The organism is Pseudomonas sp. HP_08 (assembly GCF_055284095.1).
In genome coordinates, this window is record NZ_JBTOQC010000013.1 from 62,765 (window position 1) to 78,536 (window position 15,772).

The 15,772-nt window shown below is 61.8% G+C and carries 14 protein-coding genes and 1 pseudogene; 9 read left to right on the forward strand and 6 right to left on the reverse strand.

Annotated elements, in window-relative coordinates:
* Window positions 1–24: 24 nt before the first annotated feature.
* On the reverse strand, window positions 25–1,254 hold the full coding sequence (locus ACYAS9_RS14425) for an MFS transporter (RefSeq protein WP_463568985.1): 1,230 nt from the start codon (window positions 1,252–1,254) through the stop codon (window positions 25–27).
* A 48-nt stretch (window positions 1,255–1,302) separates the two neighbouring features.
* A complete protein-coding gene (locus ACYAS9_RS14430; RefSeq protein ID WP_463568986.1) occupies window positions 1,303–2,193 on the reverse strand; it encodes an amidohydrolase family protein in 891 nt (296 codons plus the stop codon).
* Between the two features lie 584 nt (window positions 2,194–2,777).
* Between ACYAS9_RS14430 and ACYAS9_RS14435 the strand changes: the two are divergent.
* Window positions 2,778–3,539, forward strand: a pseudogene (locus tag ACYAS9_RS14435) (MCP four helix bundle domain-containing protein); the annotation flags it as partial.
* Window positions 3,540–3,674: 135 nt separating this feature from the next.
* Complete coding sequence (locus ACYAS9_RS14440; RefSeq protein WP_463569033.1) at window positions 3,675–4,403, forward strand: methyl-accepting chemotaxis protein; 729 nt, start codon at window positions 3,675–3,677, stop codon at window positions 4,401–4,403.
* A 24-nt stretch (window positions 4,404–4,427) separates the two neighbouring features.
* Here ACYAS9_RS14440 and ACYAS9_RS14445 read toward each other — a convergent pair whose 3' ends face one another.
* Complete coding sequence (locus ACYAS9_RS14445; protein ID WP_463568987.1) at window positions 4,428–6,332, reverse strand: sigma 54-interacting transcriptional regulator; 1,905 nt, start codon at window positions 6,330–6,332, stop codon at window positions 4,428–4,430.
* A 239-nt stretch (window positions 6,333–6,571) separates the two neighbouring features.
* Between ACYAS9_RS14445 and ACYAS9_RS14450 the strand changes: the two genes are divergently transcribed.
* From ACYAS9_RS14450 to ACYAS9_RS14480, 7 genes are all read left to right on the forward strand, one after another.
* Complete coding sequence (locus ACYAS9_RS14450; protein WP_459747492.1) at window positions 6,572–7,054, forward strand: MSMEG_0572/Sll0783 family nitrogen starvation response protein; 483 nt, start codon at window positions 6,572–6,574, stop codon at window positions 7,052–7,054.
* 89 nt (window positions 7,055–7,143) lie between these two features.
* Window positions 7,144–8,097 (forward strand): Nit6803 family nitrilase, encoded by a 954-nt coding sequence (locus ACYAS9_RS14455; RefSeq protein ID WP_463568988.1) that lies wholly within the window; start codon window positions 7,144–7,146, stop codon window positions 8,095–8,097.
* Window positions 8,090–9,226, forward strand: coding sequence for an MSMEG_0568 family radical SAM protein (locus ACYAS9_RS14460; RefSeq protein WP_463568989.1), 1,137 nt, complete (start codon window positions 8,090–8,092; stop codon window positions 9,224–9,226). The genes ACYAS9_RS14455 and ACYAS9_RS14460 overlap by 8 nt, the downstream gene beginning before the upstream one ends.
* A gap of 15 nt (window positions 9,227–9,241) precedes the next feature.
* Window positions 9,242–9,799: an MSMEG_0567/Sll0786 family nitrogen starvation N-acetyltransferase gene (locus ACYAS9_RS14465; RefSeq protein WP_463568990.1), complete on the forward strand. Its 558-nt coding sequence runs from the start codon at window positions 9,242–9,244 to the stop codon at window positions 9,797–9,799.
* Complete coding sequence (locus ACYAS9_RS14470) at window positions 9,796–10,815, forward strand: sll0787 family AIR synthase-like protein (protein ID WP_463568991.1); 1,020 nt, start codon at window positions 9,796–9,798, stop codon at window positions 10,813–10,815. Before ACYAS9_RS14465 ends, ACYAS9_RS14470 begins: the two co-directional genes overlap by 4 nt.
* Before the next feature lies 1 nt (window position 10,816).
* Window positions 10,817–11,143, forward strand: a complete 327-nt coding sequence (locus ACYAS9_RS14475; protein ID WP_463568992.1) for an MSMEG_0570 family nitrogen starvation response protein — start codon at window positions 10,817–10,819, stop codon at window positions 11,141–11,143.
* 29 nt (window positions 11,144–11,172) lie between these two features.
* Window positions 11,173–12,405: an MSMEG_0569 family flavin-dependent oxidoreductase gene (locus ACYAS9_RS14480; protein ID WP_463568993.1), complete on the forward strand. Its 1,233-nt coding sequence runs from the start codon at window positions 11,173–11,175 to the stop codon at window positions 12,403–12,405.
* 42 nt (window positions 12,406–12,447) lie between these two features.
* On the opposite strand, the gene ACYAS9_RS14485 is transcribed toward ACYAS9_RS14480, so the two are convergent.
* The 3 genes from ACYAS9_RS14485 to ACYAS9_RS14495 form a co-directional block, all read right to left on the reverse strand.
* Window positions 12,448–13,431, reverse strand: a complete 984-nt coding sequence (locus ACYAS9_RS14485; RefSeq protein ID WP_463568994.1) for a LysR family transcriptional regulator — start codon at window positions 13,429–13,431, stop codon at window positions 12,448–12,450.
* 278 nt (window positions 13,432–13,709) lie between these two features.
* Window positions 13,710–14,648, reverse strand: a complete 939-nt coding sequence (gene ctlX, locus ACYAS9_RS14490) for a citrulline utilization hydrolase CtlX (RefSeq protein WP_463568995.1) — start codon at window positions 14,646–14,648, stop codon at window positions 13,710–13,712.
* Window positions 14,649–14,681: 33 nt separating this feature from the next.
* Complete coding sequence (locus tag ACYAS9_RS14495) at window positions 14,682–15,734, reverse strand: ornithine cyclodeaminase (protein WP_463568996.1); 1,053 nt, start codon at window positions 15,732–15,734, stop codon at window positions 14,682–14,684.
* Between the last annotated feature and the right edge of the window lie 38 nt (window positions 15,735–15,772).

Below are 15,772 nucleotides of genomic sequence, written 5' to 3' on the forward strand. Positions count from 1 at the left end.
TTACTTTAACAAAGTGCCGCGTTGTCAGTGCAACTGCTTGCCCTTGGTTTCCGGCAGGAAGCAGGTGACCACCAAGACCAGGCAATAAGCGCCGCCGGCAAACATTGCGATGGCCGTACCCAGGCTGTACTTGGCACTGATATACCCCACCAGCCCTGGAAACAGTGCGCCCACGGCGCGGCCAAAGTTATAGGAGAACGCCTGGCCATTGGCCCTGACGGCCGACGGATACAGCTCGGTCAGGAAGGCGCCCATGCCACTGTAGATACCCGATGCGGTAAAGCCCAACGGAAAGCCCAGGATCAACATTTGCGTATTGGTCAGTTCCAGTTGCATGTAGCAGAACACGCTGATGGCCGACAGTACTGCGAAAATGATGAAATTCGGCCGACGCCCCAGGCGGTCGGCCAAGAACGCGCCGCAGACATAACCGAAGAACGAGCCGAGAATGACCACCATCAGGTAACTGCCGGTGCCAAACACCGAAAGACCCTTTTCAAGTTTCAAATAGGTCGGCAGCCACGTGGTAATGGCGTAGTAACCGCCCTGCACGCCCATGCACAGCAACGCCGACAGCAAAGTAATGCGCAACAGCGATGGCGAGAAAATGTGCCAGAACGGCACGTTCATGCCCGATTCAAGTTGATGCTTTTTAGTGTGCTGGAACACTTCGGGCTCCGGCACGTACTTGCGGATGTACAACACCAGCAGCGCCGGCACGACACCGATCCAGAACAGCGAGCGCCATGCATAGTCTTCAGGCAAAAAGCTGAAAGCCAGCGTGTACAGCAACGCCGCCCCGCCCCAGCCCACTGCCCAGCCGCTTTGCACGATACCCACCGCTTTACCGCGATGTTGAGCACGCACCATCTCGCCGATCAACACCGAACCCACGGCCCACTCGCCGCCAAATCCCAGCCCCTGCAAGGCCCGCAGCACGAACAACTGCTCGAAGTTCTGCGCAAAACCGATCAGCACCGTACAGATCGAGAACCAGAGAATACTGATCTGCAACAAACGCACCCGCCCGTAACGGTCGGCCAGAATCCCTGCCCCCCATCCGCCAATCGCCGAGAACAGCAAGGTGACAGTACTCAACAACCCGACAGCGCCTTTATCGATGTTCCACAAGGTCATCAGGGAAGCGATGACAAAGGTAAACACCATGAAGTCCAGGGCATCCAGGGCCCATCCACCGAAGGCCGAATAAAACGTGCGTTTTTCAACCGTACTCAGTTCACTGAACCAACTCATTATTATTCTCCGCGCAGTCAGCACGTCATAACGTGGCTGCAGCTTTTGTTATTGAAAGTTGTAAAGAGTGGCCGGGTTATCGACCAGTATCTGTTGCCGCTCACGCTCGCCAGGTACCCATACCGGCAGGCGATCAAGTAACGAGCCCGTTTCGGGAGTGCGCGCCAGCGCCACATGCGGCCAGTCGCTGCCCCACACCATTCGTTGCGGGGCGGCCTGAATCAATGCACGTGCCAGTGCATCGGTGTCGGCATAGTCAGGCGCTGAATCACTGAGCCGGTAGATCCCCGACAGCTTGACCCACCAGCCATGCTCGGCCACGTTGCGGCGCAACAGCGCAAAGCCTGGCTCCTGAACACCCAGATGTGCGGGGAAGTGCCCCAGGTGATCGATGACCACCGGGCACGGCAGCCTGAGCATGCGCCCTTGCAGTTCAGCCAGATCTCGTACATCGATCAGGAACTGCATATGCCAACCCAGTCCGGCGATCCGGCTTGCCAGGCGCTCCATCAACTCAAGATTCACGCCGCCGCGAAACAACACGTTGATGCGCACGCCACGCACGCCGTTGGCATGCATGGCTTCAAGCGCTTCATCGCTGACCTGATCGTCGACCACCGCCACCCCGCGCAAGCTGTCGCGATGGCGCCCCAGCACCTCGAGCATGTAGCGGTTATCGGTCCCGTAGACGCTCGGCTGCACCAGCACACCGCGCTGCATCCCCAGGCCATCGAGCATCTGCAGATAAGCCTCTTCGGGTGCCGGCGCCGGCGTATAGCTGCGGTCCGCCACCAGCGGATAACGCGTGCAATCGGCCGAAATGACATGCGCATGGGTGTCGCAGGATCCGGCGGGCAGCGCAAAGGACGGTGTACTCACCGGCAGTATGGGAGCGGCGCAATCGGGAGGCGGCTGAGCGCTTTGAGTAAGGCGAGACATGTATGCATCTCCTGGCAAACCCTGATCGTCTCTCACGGCAGGGGCGATTCTTGTAGTTGTTGGTTGTTGGTTGTCCAACAAGTGAGTGCATGGTGAATTTCTCTCCCGCGAATGTCAATCCCCTCACCGCAAACCTCTGCCCTCCCCTTGACGCTCCCTCCTTGTGGCCGCTCAAGCCATAAAAACAAACCGCCTAGCGATACACCGGCCATTGTTTAATAACCCCCAACTTAAGTTACACAAAAGAGCGTAATCCGGATCCAATAATGCCAACACTTGAAGTGCGCTCAACACACCACCAAGTACGCTGCCAATAAGCGGTAATGCCTCAAGTTCCTGCCCGAAAAGCCGATAACAGTTTAATAAGACTAAAGTTTTCCATCACCTGGAGACACTCGATCAGTTGAAGACCGGCCTGGCCCATTAACAGGCACGGGTAACAGGCAACCGATTGAAGAGCACATCCGCTCAGCAGGGAATGCACATCTGTTTTACCCCACAGAGACTCCGTGGTGCGTTCGTTACGTCGAGCGCGTACAGGCCACGGATGACCTCTGTTCCCGACCTGACGAGAGTGTTTTACCGTGCTGACAAAAACAACGATTCGTACCCGCCTGCTGACCCTGGCGATCCTGCCGCTGCTGGTGCTATTGGCAGTCATTGCCATGGCCGTATTTAACGCCAGCCGCCTCAATAACAACCTGGACCATTTATTCACCGATCGCATGAAACCGGTCAGCCAGTTAAAAACCGTTTCCGACAGTTATGCCGTCATCATGGTCGACACGCTGCATAAATACCGGTCCGGCCTGTTCGACGCCGCCAGGTTGCATCAGGAGTTCGATGCGGCGCGGCAAAAGGGCTCGCAGGCCTGGAAGCAATACACCGCCACCCGCCTGACCGAAGAAGAAAAGCGCCGGGTCAGCGAACTGGATCAGGCCCTGAGCCAGGTCAATGTACTGGTCGGCCAGTTGCTTCAGGAAGCCGACGCGGGGCAGTTACGCACGGCAGAGGCCACCGTGTTCAACCAGCGGCTCTATGGCACGTTCGACCCGTTGCAGTCGCAGCTGTCGGGGCTTATCGAGTTGCAACTCAACGAAGGCGCCACTCTGTATACGGCCTCGGCCGAACACTATGAGTCGATGCGCGCCACTTTCCTGCTGATTGGCGCCGCAGCGCTGATTCTGGTGTTGCTGGCAGCCATCGTCATCGGCCTGTCCATCCTGCGGCCGTTATCGCAATTGCGCAGCGTCATTACACGCGTGCAGGAAACCTCGAACCTAACACTGCGCGCAGAAGTGTTGGGTAACGACGAAGTGTCCGAAACCGCGCGGGCGTTCAATGCGCTTGTCGAGCATCAACAGACCCTGATCCTGCACCTGGTTCAGACCGCGTCGCAGCTGGCAGTGGCCTCTGAAGAAATGAACGCGATCAGCACGCAAGTCAGCAGCACCGCCACCCAACAAGGCGATCAGACCCATATGGTCGCCACCGCGGTGCATGAGATGAGCATGGCCGTTCAGGAAGTGGCCAACAATGCACTGGCCGCCGCAGGCAGCGCCTCGGACGCCAACCAGCAGGCGCGTCAAGGCAGCGGCCTGGTGCATGCCAGCGTGCGCTCTATCCAGGATGTCTCCGTGTCGGTCGGCAAGGCCGGCGAGGTCATCGATTCGCTGCACAGCCAAAGTGCGGAAATCAGCAAGGTGCTCGGCGTAATTCAAAGCATTGCTGCCAAAACCAACCTGTTGGCGCTGAACGCCGCCATCGAAGCGGCGCGCGCCGGTGAAGCCGGTCGCGGCTTTGCAGTGGTGGCTGATGAAGTCCGCGCCCTGGCCAGCAGTACGCAGGAAGCGACCGAGTCAATCAGGGTCATGATCGACTCGTTGCAGGCCGGTGCACGCGGCGCCGTAGAGGCGGTGCATCAGTCGCGTGAACAGGTCAACGCGTGTGTGCAGCAAGCCAATGACGCCGGTGATGCGCTCAACTACATCACCCGCGCGGTTGAAACCATCGCTGCCGGCAACGAGCAGATTTCGACCGCGACCGAGGAGCAGACCAGTGTCGCCAATGAAATCAGCCAGAACATCACCCGCCTCAACACCAGTATTTCCGAGGTGGTCAATGGCGCCCAGCAGAGCATGTCGGCCAGCCAGGAACTGGCAATCATGGCCAGCCGCCTGAAGGACCAGACGCAACGCTTCACCGCGTGATGTTGCAGGCCGTCCACTCGCGCTTCAGCCCTGGTCAATACCCAGGCGTTTGAGGCGCGACGCCAGCGTGGTCGGCTTCACTCCCAACAACTGCGCCGCCCCGTCCTTGCCAAACAGTTTTCCCTGGCAGGCACGCAAGGCGGCCAAGGTATTCTCGCGCTCGAACACACGCATCTGCTCATCGGTCAGAATCGAGGCGGCCACAGACTCACCGGCCTGCACCGCCGGCAAACGCGCCGTATCGTCCGGCAAGTCGATCTTCAAATTGATGTCCTGCGAGGTGATCAGCGCCCGCTCGATGACGTTCTGCAATTCACGAATATTGCCCGGCCATGAGTAGCGTTGCAGGCGCTCCAGATCGACCTGGCGCAAGCGTTTGCCGGGCAGGTTCAGGCGCTGGCCGATCTGTTTGATGAAGTGCATCGCCAGGGGCGCGATGTCTTGCGGGCGGTCGCGCAGTGCCGGCGACTGCAACGGAAAGACGTTAAGGCGAAAGTACAGGTCCTCACGAAAGTGCCGGGCCTGCACCTCTTCACGCAGGTTGCGATTGGTCGCGGCGACGATGCGCACATCGACCTTGCGGGTGCGCTCTTCACCTACCCGCTCGAACTGCCCTTCCTGCAACACGCGCAGCAGTTTGCTTTGCAGGTCCAGCGGAATTTCACCGATTTCGTCGAGAAACAGCGTGCCGCCATCGGCCAGTTCGAAACGCCCGACCCGGTCACGGACCGCGCCGGTAAAGGCGCCGCGAATATGGCCAAAGAATTCGCTCTCGAACAGTTCGGCCGGGATCGCCGCGCAGTTGACCCGGATCAACGGATGAGCGCTGCGCTTGCTGGCCTGATGAATCGCCCGCGCAATCAGCTCCTTGCCGGTGCCGGACTCGCCATGAATCAACACACTGGCGTCGGTGGGCGCCACCACGTCGATCTGCTTGATGATCTTGAGGATCGGCTCGCTCTGCCCGACGATCTCGCGGTAGCTGTGCTCAATGTGGATTTCTTCCTGCAAGTAAGCGTTCTGCTCTTCAAGACGCTCCTTGAGCTGGCGCAGTTCTTCCAGGGCGTTGTGCAATTGCTGCTCGGTGCTGCGCCGTTCGGTGATGTCGCGAAACACCACCACCGCGCCGACCAGACGACTGTCGGCGATCACCGGGGTGCTGGTGAATTCCACCGGAAAGCAGCTGCCATCGCGGCGCCAGAACACTTCCTGGCGGCCTTCGTGCACCACGCCATCGTGTACTGCGCGGTAAATCGGGCAGTCCTCGACCGGATAATGCGAGCCATCGGCATGGCTGTGGTGATGGATGCGGTGAATGTTCTTGCCGATCATCTGCTCAGGCTCCCAGCCGAGCATGCGCGCGCCGGCCGGGTTGACGAAGGTCGCCAGGCCTTCGTTGTCGATGCTGTAGATGCCGTCGCCCACCGCGCTGAGCAGCAACTGGTTGTCGCGCTCGGACTCCTTGAACAGGTTGAGGATATTGCGCCACTCGATCAGCCCGCCGCGCATGGTTCGCTCGGTGTCCGACTGGTCGCGCTGGTAGCGCTGCCGGCTCTGCTCGCGCAGCACCACGATGATCTGCAACCGGCCCTTGATGCTCAGTGCGGTGGCGGTGATTTCCAGCTCCATGCGCTCGCCGCTCTTGCAGTTGCAGCTCAGCTCGTCGGTCCAGCCCTTGCCCTTTTCCAGCACCGCCTGGCTGAACACGATCAGGTCGGCCATCTGATGACCGAACAGTTTGCTCACCGGCACATTGAGCAATTGCTGGCGCGGATAACCGAGTAAACGGCAGGTGGCGATGTTCAGATCCTTGAAGCGATCGCTGTAAGGATCGAGCAAGGCAATGGCTTCGGCACAGTGTTCGAACACCATGTGCCGCGAGGAATAGGCCAGATCAGCCCAGCCACTGAGAAAGTCTTCATCGGCCATATCACGAGATCTCGTCGATTGCGCTACGAATAATCGTATTTCTACGGGAGTTCGTAGAGTTGCGACAGCATCAGAAACCACCGGCAAAACCGGATCAGATTTAAAACCTGTTTCCGATCAATCAGATAGGCACGAATAAACAGTTCATCGGCAAGCTGGCACGCGCTTCGCTCTAGTGACCTTGCAACCGGGACGCCGATCACGGCCCCGACCACCGCACGATCACTGGAGATGCAGACATGCCTAACGTGGACATTGCCCACTATCAAGACGGCGACTTTCTGGTCAATTACGAAGAAAAAGTCTTCGAGGACGTCAAGGCCGAACCTGGCGAAAAAGCGCTCCTGACCTTCCACACCATCGCCTTCGAAGGCTCCATCGGCCTGGTCAATCTGCTCCAGGCCAAGCGCCTGCTGCGAAAGGGCTTCGAAACCAAAATCCTGCTGTACGGGCCTGGCGTGCAACTGGGTGTGCAACGCGGCTTTCCGACCCTGGGCGCCGAAGCTTTCCCCGGTCATCTGGCGGTGAATAACCAGATCAAGGCCTTCATGTCCGAGGGCGGCGAAGTCTACGCCTGCCGTTTTGCCTTGCAGGCCCTGTACGGCCAGACCGAGAAAGCGCTGATCGAAGGCATCCGCCCGATCAACCCGCTGGACGTGATGGACCTGCGCCTGCTGATGCGCCGCGAGGGCGCGCTGATCATCGACACCTGGACCGCATAAAACCGCCGCCAGCCAACGCCGTGAAGGCCTGCCGCCATGCGCAGGCCTTCACGCCAGCCTTTACCGTATCAGCCACAGGAAGCCGCACCATGCCGTCCATCCGCGCCGCCGCCGTCCAGTTCAGCCCGGTGTTGTACTCCCGCCAGGACACGGTCGACAAGCTGTGCCGCACACTGCTCGAACTGGGCCGCGAAGGCGTGCAGTTCGCGGTGTTCCCGGAAACCGTGGTGCCCTACTACCCGTATTTTTCCTTCGTGCAGCCACCGTTCGCGATGGGCAGGCAACACCTGCTGCTGCTTGAAGAGTCGGTGACCGTGCCCTCCGGCATCACCCGCCAGATCGGCGAGGCCTGCCGCGAAGCCGCAATCGTCGCCTGCATCGGCGTCAACGAGCGCGACGGCGGCACGATCTATAACGCCCAGTTACTGTTCGATGCCGACGGCACGCTGATTCAGCATCGACGCAAAATCACCCCCACTTATCACGAGCGCATGGTCTGGGGCCAGGGCGACGGCTCCGGGTTGCGCGCCACCGACAGCGCCGTCGGGCGCATCGGTGCGCTGGCCTGCTGGGAGCATTACAACCCGCTGGCCCGCTATGCGCTGATGGCCGACGGCGAGCAAATCCACGCGGCGATGTTTCCAGGCTCGCTGGTCGGCCAGGTGTTTGCCGAACAGATCGAAGTCAGCATTCGCCACCACGCGCTGGAAAGCGGCTGCTTCGTGGTCAACGCCACCGCCTGGCTGGATGCCGAGCAGCAGGCACAGATCATGGCCGACACCGGCTGCGCGCTGGAGCCCATATCCGGTGGCTGCTTCACCGCGATCATCTCGCCGGAAGGCAAGGTGCTCGGCCAGCGCACCGAAGGCGAAGGCGTGGTCATCGCCGACCTCGATCTGGCGCTGATCGACAAACGCAAACGCATGATGGACTCGGTCGGCCACTACAGCCGCCCCGAACTGCTCAGCCTGTTGATCGACCGGCGCAGCACTGCGCATGTCCACGAACGTCGTGACACCTTCGAGGAAGCCGTCCATGAATAACGCCTTCGCGACACCCTTGAGCGCGCCCGCCGGGCTGATCCCGGTCAAGCACCTGGGCAGCGACCTGCTGGCTGAACTGCAATGCCATGGCGTGCGCTGGCAAGGCGCCGATGGCCTGTCGCGCAAGGGCGGCGCCGGTCCCTCGGACCACAAGGCGCTGAGCCTGGGCGAACACACCGCCATGGTGCCAATGCTCAACCGCGCCTCGCTGGACTCGCCATACAGCGCCGTACCCGATGCCCTGGGCAGCCAGGCGCTGATTTTTCGCGACGGGCTGCAAGTCGGCCAGGTGCAACTGCCGGGGGTGCCCAACTTCTATGCGTTGCACACCGAAGACGGCACGCCCTACTGGAAAATCGCCACCCTGCACAGCAAGGACGTGCTGGCCACGACCATCCTGCAACACTGCATCCGCATGAACGAGGCGGCCACGTCGTGCCAGTTCTGCGCCATCGGCCAGTCACTGGCCAGCGGCAAGACCATTGCCCGCAAGCGCCCGGCGCAACTGGCGCAGGTGGCCAGGGCGGCGGTCGAGCTCGATGGCGTCAAACACATGGTCATGACCACCGGCACGCCGCAGACCCGCGACCGGGGCGCTGCCGTGCTGTGTGAGTCGGCTGCCGCCGTGACCGCCGCCGTCGACCTGCCGATCCAGGCGCAATGCGAGCCACCGGACGACGATGCGTGGTTCCAGCGCCTCAAGGACAGCGGCGTGGTTTCGCTGGGCATGCACCTGGAGGCGGTCACCGACAGCGTGCGCCAGCGCATCATGCCGGGTAAGGCCGAGGTGCCGCTCAGCCGCTATTTCAGTGCCTTCGACGCCGCCGTACAGGTGTTCGGCCGGGGTCAGGTAAGCACCTACATTCTGGCCGGGCTGGGCGACAGCGAAGACGCCATCGCCCACATCAGCGAGCGCCTGGCCGCCGCCGGTGTGTACCCCTTCGTGGTGCCGTTCGTGCCCATCGACGGCACGCCGCTGGCGCAACACCCCAAACCCGACAGCGCATTCATGCAGCGCCTGTACCCGCGCATCGGCGCCAGCCTGCGTCGGCACGGCCTGCACTCGGACAACATCAGCGCCGGCTGCGCCAAGTGCGGTGCCTGCTCAGCCCTGAAACATCACGAATAGCGGGAGCCTCACACCATGGCCGAACACCCCTTTGCCTTGATCGAAGATAGCTACCCGACATTCCTGGCCGGCGACTTGCTGGTCAAGCCGGCCGACCAGGCCTGGGAGCGCCAGCACTACTACGCCCTGCGCCGCGAAGTGTTCTGCGAAGAGCAGCAGTTGCTGGCCCAGGACCGCGACGAGAAGGACTTTCAGGCCATCCCGATCGTCGCCATCGCCCACCACTGCGGCATGCCCGAACAGGTGGTCGGTGCGGTGCGCATCTACCAGACCGAACCGGGTGTGTGGTACGGCGGGCGATTGTGCGTCGACAGCCTGTACCGGCGCCACGCGCTGATCGGCCAGGCGCTGGTCAATGAAGCGGTGTCGCGAGCCATCGAGCTGGGTTGCCAGCAATTTCTGGCCACCGTGCAGCAGGCCAACGAGCGTTATTTCCAGCGCTTGCACTGGGACACGCTAGACACCTTGAACCTGCACGGCCAACCGCACTGCCTGATGCAGGCGCAACTGGCGCGCTATCCCTTGCAGGCCCGGCAGACCGCCCTGCTGCGCCCCACAGGCAAGCCGGCATGAACCTGCCCTGTGTGGTCCCTGATCGGCTGCCCGCACTGCTCGACAGGCTGCGCGACACACCGGCCATGCGCGCCAAGCTGGCCATCCAGCAACCCGCCAACGTGCTGGCGACACCGGCCGGCAGCCGCGACGACGTGTACGCCTTGCCCGGCGACGACACCGCCGCCATTCGCTGTGGCGACCAATACCAGTTGCTGGCGATCGAAGGCATGATTCCGGCCTTTGTCGAACAGGCGCCGTGGTTTGCCGGCTGGTCGGCGGTGATGGCCAATGTCAGCGACATCACCGCCATGGGCGGCCGCGCCACCGCCATCGTCAATGCCTATTGGCACCACGACAGCGCAGCCGCCGCCGAGGTGTTGGCCGGCATCCACGCTGCCTGCGCCGCCTATGGCCTGATCATGGCCGGCGGGCACACCAGCCAGGCGCCCGGCAACCCGGCTGCGCTGGCCGTGGCCATCACCGGCTGGGCGCGCACCTTGCTCTCGACCCTGCACGTCGCCCCCGGACAGATCATCGCCATGGCCGTGGATCTGGACGGCCAGTGGCATGGCGACGCGCCTTACTGGAAAGCCTTCGAAAACGAGGCCCCGCAGCGCCTGCGCGACAAGCTCGAAGTCATCCCGCGGCTGGCCGAAGCCGGCCTGTTGCACGCCGCCAAGGACATCAGCAATGCCGGGATTCTCGGCACCTTGCTGATGCTGCTGGAACCCACCGGCCACGGCGCCGCCATCGACCTGCTCGCCCTGCCCCGGCCGGTACAAACGCCCCTGGAGCGCTGGCTGCAAGTGTTCCCCAGCTACGGCTTTGTGCTGACCCTGGCGGCTGAGGATTTCGCCACCGTGCAAGCCGCGTTCGCCTTCGAAGGCCTGGCCTGCGCCTGCATCGGCAAGGTCAATGACAGCGCCTGCCTGACCGTCAGCCTGGGCCATGAACAGGCGCCCTTCTGGGACCTGTCGCAAACAGCCTTTACCGGCTTCAGTTACCCGCCTTTTTCTACCCCCGAGGAAGCTTGATATGCCCGCCGTCAATGTTCGCCTGCGCTGGCCGGATGGCCAGGAAAGCAACGCCTACTCACCGTCCACCGCCATCTTCGAACACCTTGAAGAAGGCCACACCTACAGCGTCGCCGAGTTTCTACAGCGTGCCGAAAGCGGGCTTGATGCCGCCTCCGAACGGGTCAGGCAGGTCAAGGGTTTCTATTGCAGCTCGGCGATGGACAGCCTGAGCGGCATCCGCCTGATCGCCCGGCGCTTTCCCGACCCGCAGGCACAGGTCGAAGTCCTGGAAATCAAGGCACACGGCACCGGCAAGGTCCATTACTCGGGCTTCGGCGAGATCTGATCCATTTCAAGGTTCACAAGGACATCAGCATGATCCACTACAGCGCAATCATCGTTGGCGGCGGCCAGGCCGGTCTGTCGGCCAGCCACTATCTGCAACAGCACGACATCGACCACCTGGTGCTGGAAAAACACAGCCTGACCCACACCTGGCGGCACCAGCGCTGGGATGCCTTTTGCCTGGTCACGCCCAACTGGCAGTGCGCGCTGCCCGGTTATCCGTATGCCGGCGACGCGCCGCACGGTTTCATGAAAAAGGAGCAGATCATCCGTTATCTGGACGGCTTCATCGCCCAGGTCAACGCCCCGGTGCGCGAGGGCTGCGCCGTGCAGCGCCTGGTCGCACGCAGCGAAGGCGGCTATGTGCTCAACACCTCGCTGGGCGATTTCACTGCCGACCAGGTGATCGTCGCCAGCGGTGGTTATCACACACCGATCATTCCACGCCTGGCCGAACGCTTGCCAGCCGGCATCACCCAGTTGCACTCCGAGCAATACCGCAACCCGCACACGCTGCCCGAAGGCGCGGTGCTGGTGGTCGGTTCCGGGCAATCCGGGGCGCAGATTGCCGAAGACCTGCACCTGGCCGGGCGCAAAGTTTATCTGGCGGTGGGCGATGCGCCGCGCTGCGCACGCTTTCACCGTGGCCGCGATGTGGTCGACTGGCTGGCCGACATGGGCTACTACGACATTGGCGTCGACAGCCACCCGCTGCGCGAAGGCGTGCGCGACAACACCAACCACTACGTGACCGGCCGCGACGGCGGGCGCGACATCGACCTGCGCCGCTTTGCCCTGGAAGGCATGCAACTGTTCGGGCGCCTGAACAGCCTGCAAGGCACCACGCTGCACTTCTCTGCCGACCTGGCTGCCAACCTCGATGCGGCTGACGCGGTGTACAACCGGATCAACGCCAGCATCGACAAATATATTGCCGAGCACGGCATCGACGCCCCTGAAGGCAAGGCCTACGAACCGCTGTGGCAACCAGAGAATGCCGCCACCGAGCTGGACCTGGCCAACACCGGCATCACCAGCATCATCTGGTGCATCGGCTTTCAGCCGGACTTCAGCTGGGTCGATGTGCCGGTGTTCAACGGCCGCAGCTATCCGGGGCACACGCGAGGCATCACGGCATCAAAGGGTCTGTATTTTCTCGGCCTGCCGTGGCTGCACACCTGGGGCTCGGGGCGTTTTTCCGGGATTGCCCGTGATGCCGAGCATGTGGTGCAACACCTGGCGGCGCTTCGCCAGGGCGTCTGAACCCTTGCGCTGTTGACCTGAAGCGGCCGGGCGCCCGGCCTTTCATGCCTGCGCCGGCGCCGCTTGCGTGATTGCCTGCAACCCGTGCAAGAACGCCGCTTCTGCCGCCGTCATCTTCTGCTCGCGGTTCCACAGCAGATGAATATCGATGTCTGCAACGCCCTCTTCAGGCGGCAGGCGCCAGAGGATGCCGCGCTGAACATCCTCGACCATCAGGTGCTCGGGCAGGCAACCGATGCCGTAGCCGGCACGCACCAGCCGGCGCACTTCATCGACACTGGAGGACACCGCGACCACGCGCCCTTCAAGCCCGTGCTGGTCACGATAGATCGCCAGCGGCGACAGGTTGCCACCCAGCAGGTCACTGGTGAAACTGACCACGTTTTCGTCACGCAGATCAGCCACCGACAAGTCGCTCACCCCGAAAAAGCGGTGCAGCCTGCCGCAGAAAAAAGCATAGCGCTGCGGCACCAGCAGCCTGCGCGCCAGCTTGGGTGGCAGCCTGCGGCACAGGCCCAGGCCCACGGTGGCGGTGCGTTGTTGCAGGGCATTGAGAATATCGGCGCTGCCCATCACCGCCACTTCGATGTCGACACGCGGGTAGCGCCGGTGAAAATCGATCAGAAAGTCATCGTAGGCGGCGAACTCGACACGGCTGATGCTCAGCAAGCGTACCTTGCCCACCACACTGTCGCCATGCTCGCCCAGGGCCGCGCCAATGCGCGACACATTGCCGTAGATATCGGCGGCAATGCGCAGGATTTCCTCGCCGGCATCGGTCAGCTCGAAGCGCTGGCCGTGGCGCAGCACCAGCACACAATCGAGCTGCTCTTCGAGACGGCGCAGCGCCTGACTGACCGCCGACTGGGTGATGTACAAACGCGCCGCAGCCTTGCTCAGGCTGCGTTCCTGGCCAATGAATAAAAACGTGCGCAACAGGCTCCAGTCGAGCCGATCGTTGAGAAAGCGCTGCGCCGTATTACGCAGGCTGCCGGGCGCGGCATGAGGCTGCGACTCGTTGTCCATATTAGCTCCCCTAATACCGGACATTAGAATTGGAAAATTGACTGATTCCAAGTCTGCAGCGCTAAATCCGGCAGCCACGCAACACGGTGCCTAAGGACGCCTCTGAAAACGTAGGCGAGGCAGTCAGCGCAATACCGATGGCGGCCCCACAAAAACAGGCGAAAAACGGTCGGAGTCGCGTTCGACTTTACGGATTGTAAATGAGCATTTTGAGCCTGTTTTTAACGCAGCGATGACAACGCAGGTAGTGTTTAGAGGTGTCCTACATGCAGTGTTTTTCAATCACGTGCAGACAAATGAATACCGGCGATCATGCAACGAACCGACCCACCGGCCATTTCTATCGTCGGCACGCTCAGCGGCACCAGCCGCGCACTGCGTTCGATGCGGGTGCGTTGTTCGGCGTCGAGGCTGTCATAGGCTCGCTGCGAGAGGGCCAGAATGCGCCCGTCACGACCGGACAGTTCGATGGCATTGCCGGCAAACTGTTTGATCTGTGCGTTATCCAGATCGATGACTTCACGCCCGGATTCCTGCAAGCGCCGGCGCACTTCTTCGGCCCGCGGTGCATGGCTGAACGTGCCAAATCCGACCAGGGCAAAATCGGTGGCCACGCACATCAGCACGTTGGTGTGATAGACCGGCTGGCCGGCTTCATCGGCGGTATCGAAAACCATCGGTTCGAAATTGAAATGGGTGCTGAATCGCTCCAGGGCCAACGGGTCGGCGCGGTTGGAGCGCGCGGTGTAGGCCACTCTGGAAAGGTGGTCGAAGACCATGGCGCCGGTGCCTTCCAGAAACAGCCCGTCGGCCTCCAGGCCCGAATAGTCGATCACATCCTGGACCCGGTAATCACGCTTGAGCATTTCGATGACATCGGCGCGGCGCTCGCGGCGACGGCTCGGCGAGTACATCGAATAAATCGCGATATGCCCGCCGGGATGGGTGGAGAACCAGTTATTGGGGAACACCGAATCCGGGGTGTCTTGTTCGCCGAGATCCTCGAACAGGTGAACACGCACGCCCTCGGCCTCAAGGCGACCAACCGCCGCCGTGACCTCGTTGTAGGCCGCCTGGGCGACCGATTGGGCGAGCTGCTTGTCCACGCGGCTCTGGAACGCGTTGTCAGCAGCGGTTTCCGGGTTGGGGGTAAACGCATGCGGGCGGATCATGACCACCGCTGCGGGGGCCTGGATGGAACGGGTATGAACGGGCATGGGCAAATGGACCTTGTCGTTATAAAGGGGCACTCAAGCCACGCGACGAATGCGTCGTTTGGCAGAACCGCTGCGGGTGTGGCGGAACAGGTCCTTGGGATCGTCATCGACCCACGGCACCAGATCCACTTTCACGCCCATGCCGCGCTGTTCGGCCTGGTCGTTGACATAGCGCAGTACCGAATAGTCTTCGAGTGCAAAGCCGACCGAATCGAACACCGTCACCTGGCTGTCGCTCTGTCGGCCTTCGGCAGTGCCACACAGCACGCGCCACAAATCGACCACCGGAGAATCGGCCTCCAGTTGCTGAATATCGCCTTCGATACGGGTCTGCGGCTCGTACTCGACAAATACCCGCGCATTGCGCAGCACATCGGCATGCAGCTCGGTCTTGCCGGGGCAGTCGCCGCCGACACCATTGATGTGCATGCCCGGCTCGATCATGTCGGGGGTCAGAATGGTGGCGTAGGCCTTGTCGGCCGTCACCGTGGTGACGATGTCAGCGCCGCGCACGGCCTCGGCAATCGACTGGGCGCGAATGATCTTCAGCTCGCTGAATTCGGCCAGGTTGCGGATCAGCTTGTCGGTGGCCGCCGGATCGATATCGTAGGCGACGATTTCTTCAATGCCCAGATGCTTGTGAAATGCCAGGGCCTGAAACTCGCTCTGCGCGCCGTTGCCGATCAGCGCCATGCGCCGCGAACCGGGCCGTGCCAGCGCCTGTGCAGCCATCAGCGAGGTGGCCGCCGTACGCAGCGCCGTGGCCACGGTCAATTCCGACAGCAGCACCGGGTAACCGGTGTCGACATCGGCCAATACACCAAAGGCCATGACCGTGTGCAGGTTACGTGCGGTGTTGCCGGGGTGGCCATTAACGTACTTGAACGCATAGCGGCTGTTATTGGAGACCGGCATCAGTTCAATAACGCCCACGTCGGAATGATTGGCGACGCGGGCCGACTTTTCAAACTCTGGCCAGCGCATGAAGTCACTGCGAATCGCCGCGGCCAGTTCACCGATAAAGGTGCCCACACCAATACTTTCAACCAGCCTGGACATGGTCGGCACATCAATAAAGCACGTCATCTAAACCTCCGGATCACTTTAAGGAATTGACGCATGAA

Excerpts from the sequence above, each read along its gene's own strand:
- ACYAS9_RS14485 (WP_463568994.1), bottom strand. The coding sequence starts at position 13,431 with ATGGACAACGAGTCGCAGCCTCATGCCGCGCCCGGCAGCCTGCGTAAT.
- ACYAS9_RS14440 (WP_463569033.1), top strand. The coding sequence starts at position 3,675 with ATGGTCGCCACCGCGGTGCATGAGATGAGCATGGCCGTTCAGGAAGTG.
- ACYAS9_RS14495 (WP_463568996.1), bottom strand. The coding sequence starts at position 15,734 with ATGACGTGCTTTATTGATGTGCCGACCATGTCCAGGCTGGTTGAAAGT.
- ACYAS9_RS14465 (WP_463568990.1), top strand. The coding sequence starts at position 9,242 with ATGGCCGAACACCCCTTTGCCTTGATCGAAGATAGCTACCCGACATTC.
- ACYAS9_RS14430 (WP_463568986.1), bottom strand. The coding sequence starts at position 2,193 with ATGTCTCGCCTTACTCAAAGCGCTCAGCCGCCTCCCGATTGCGCCGCT.
- ACYAS9_RS14480 (WP_463568993.1), top strand. The coding sequence starts at position 11,173 with ATGATCCACTACAGCGCAATCATCGTTGGCGGCGGCCAGGCCGGTCTG.
- ACYAS9_RS14425 (WP_463568985.1), bottom strand. The coding sequence starts at position 1,254 with ATGAGTTGGTTCAGTGAACTGAGTACGGTTGAAAAACGCACGTTTTAT.
- ACYAS9_RS14445 (WP_463568987.1), bottom strand. The coding sequence starts at position 6,332 with ATGGCCGATGAAGACTTTCTCAGTGGCTGGGCTGATCTGGCCTATTCC.
- ctlX (WP_463568995.1), bottom strand. The coding sequence starts at position 14,648 with ATGCCCGTTCATACCCGTTCCATCCAGGCCCCCGCAGCGGTGGTCATG.
- ACYAS9_RS14475 (WP_463568992.1), top strand. The coding sequence starts at position 10,817 with ATGCCCGCCGTCAATGTTCGCCTGCGCTGGCCGGATGGCCAGGAAAGC.
- ACYAS9_RS14470 (WP_463568991.1), top strand. The coding sequence starts at position 9,796 with ATGAACCTGCCCTGTGTGGTCCCTGATCGGCTGCCCGCACTGCTCGAC.
- ACYAS9_RS14455 (WP_463568988.1), top strand. The coding sequence starts at position 7,144 with ATGCCGTCCATCCGCGCCGCCGCCGTCCAGTTCAGCCCGGTGTTGTAC.
- ACYAS9_RS14460 (WP_463568989.1), top strand. The coding sequence starts at position 8,090 with ATGAATAACGCCTTCGCGACACCCTTGAGCGCGCCCGCCGGGCTGATC.
- ACYAS9_RS14450 (WP_459747492.1), top strand. The coding sequence starts at position 6,572 with ATGCCTAACGTGGACATTGCCCACTATCAAGACGGCGACTTTCTGGTC.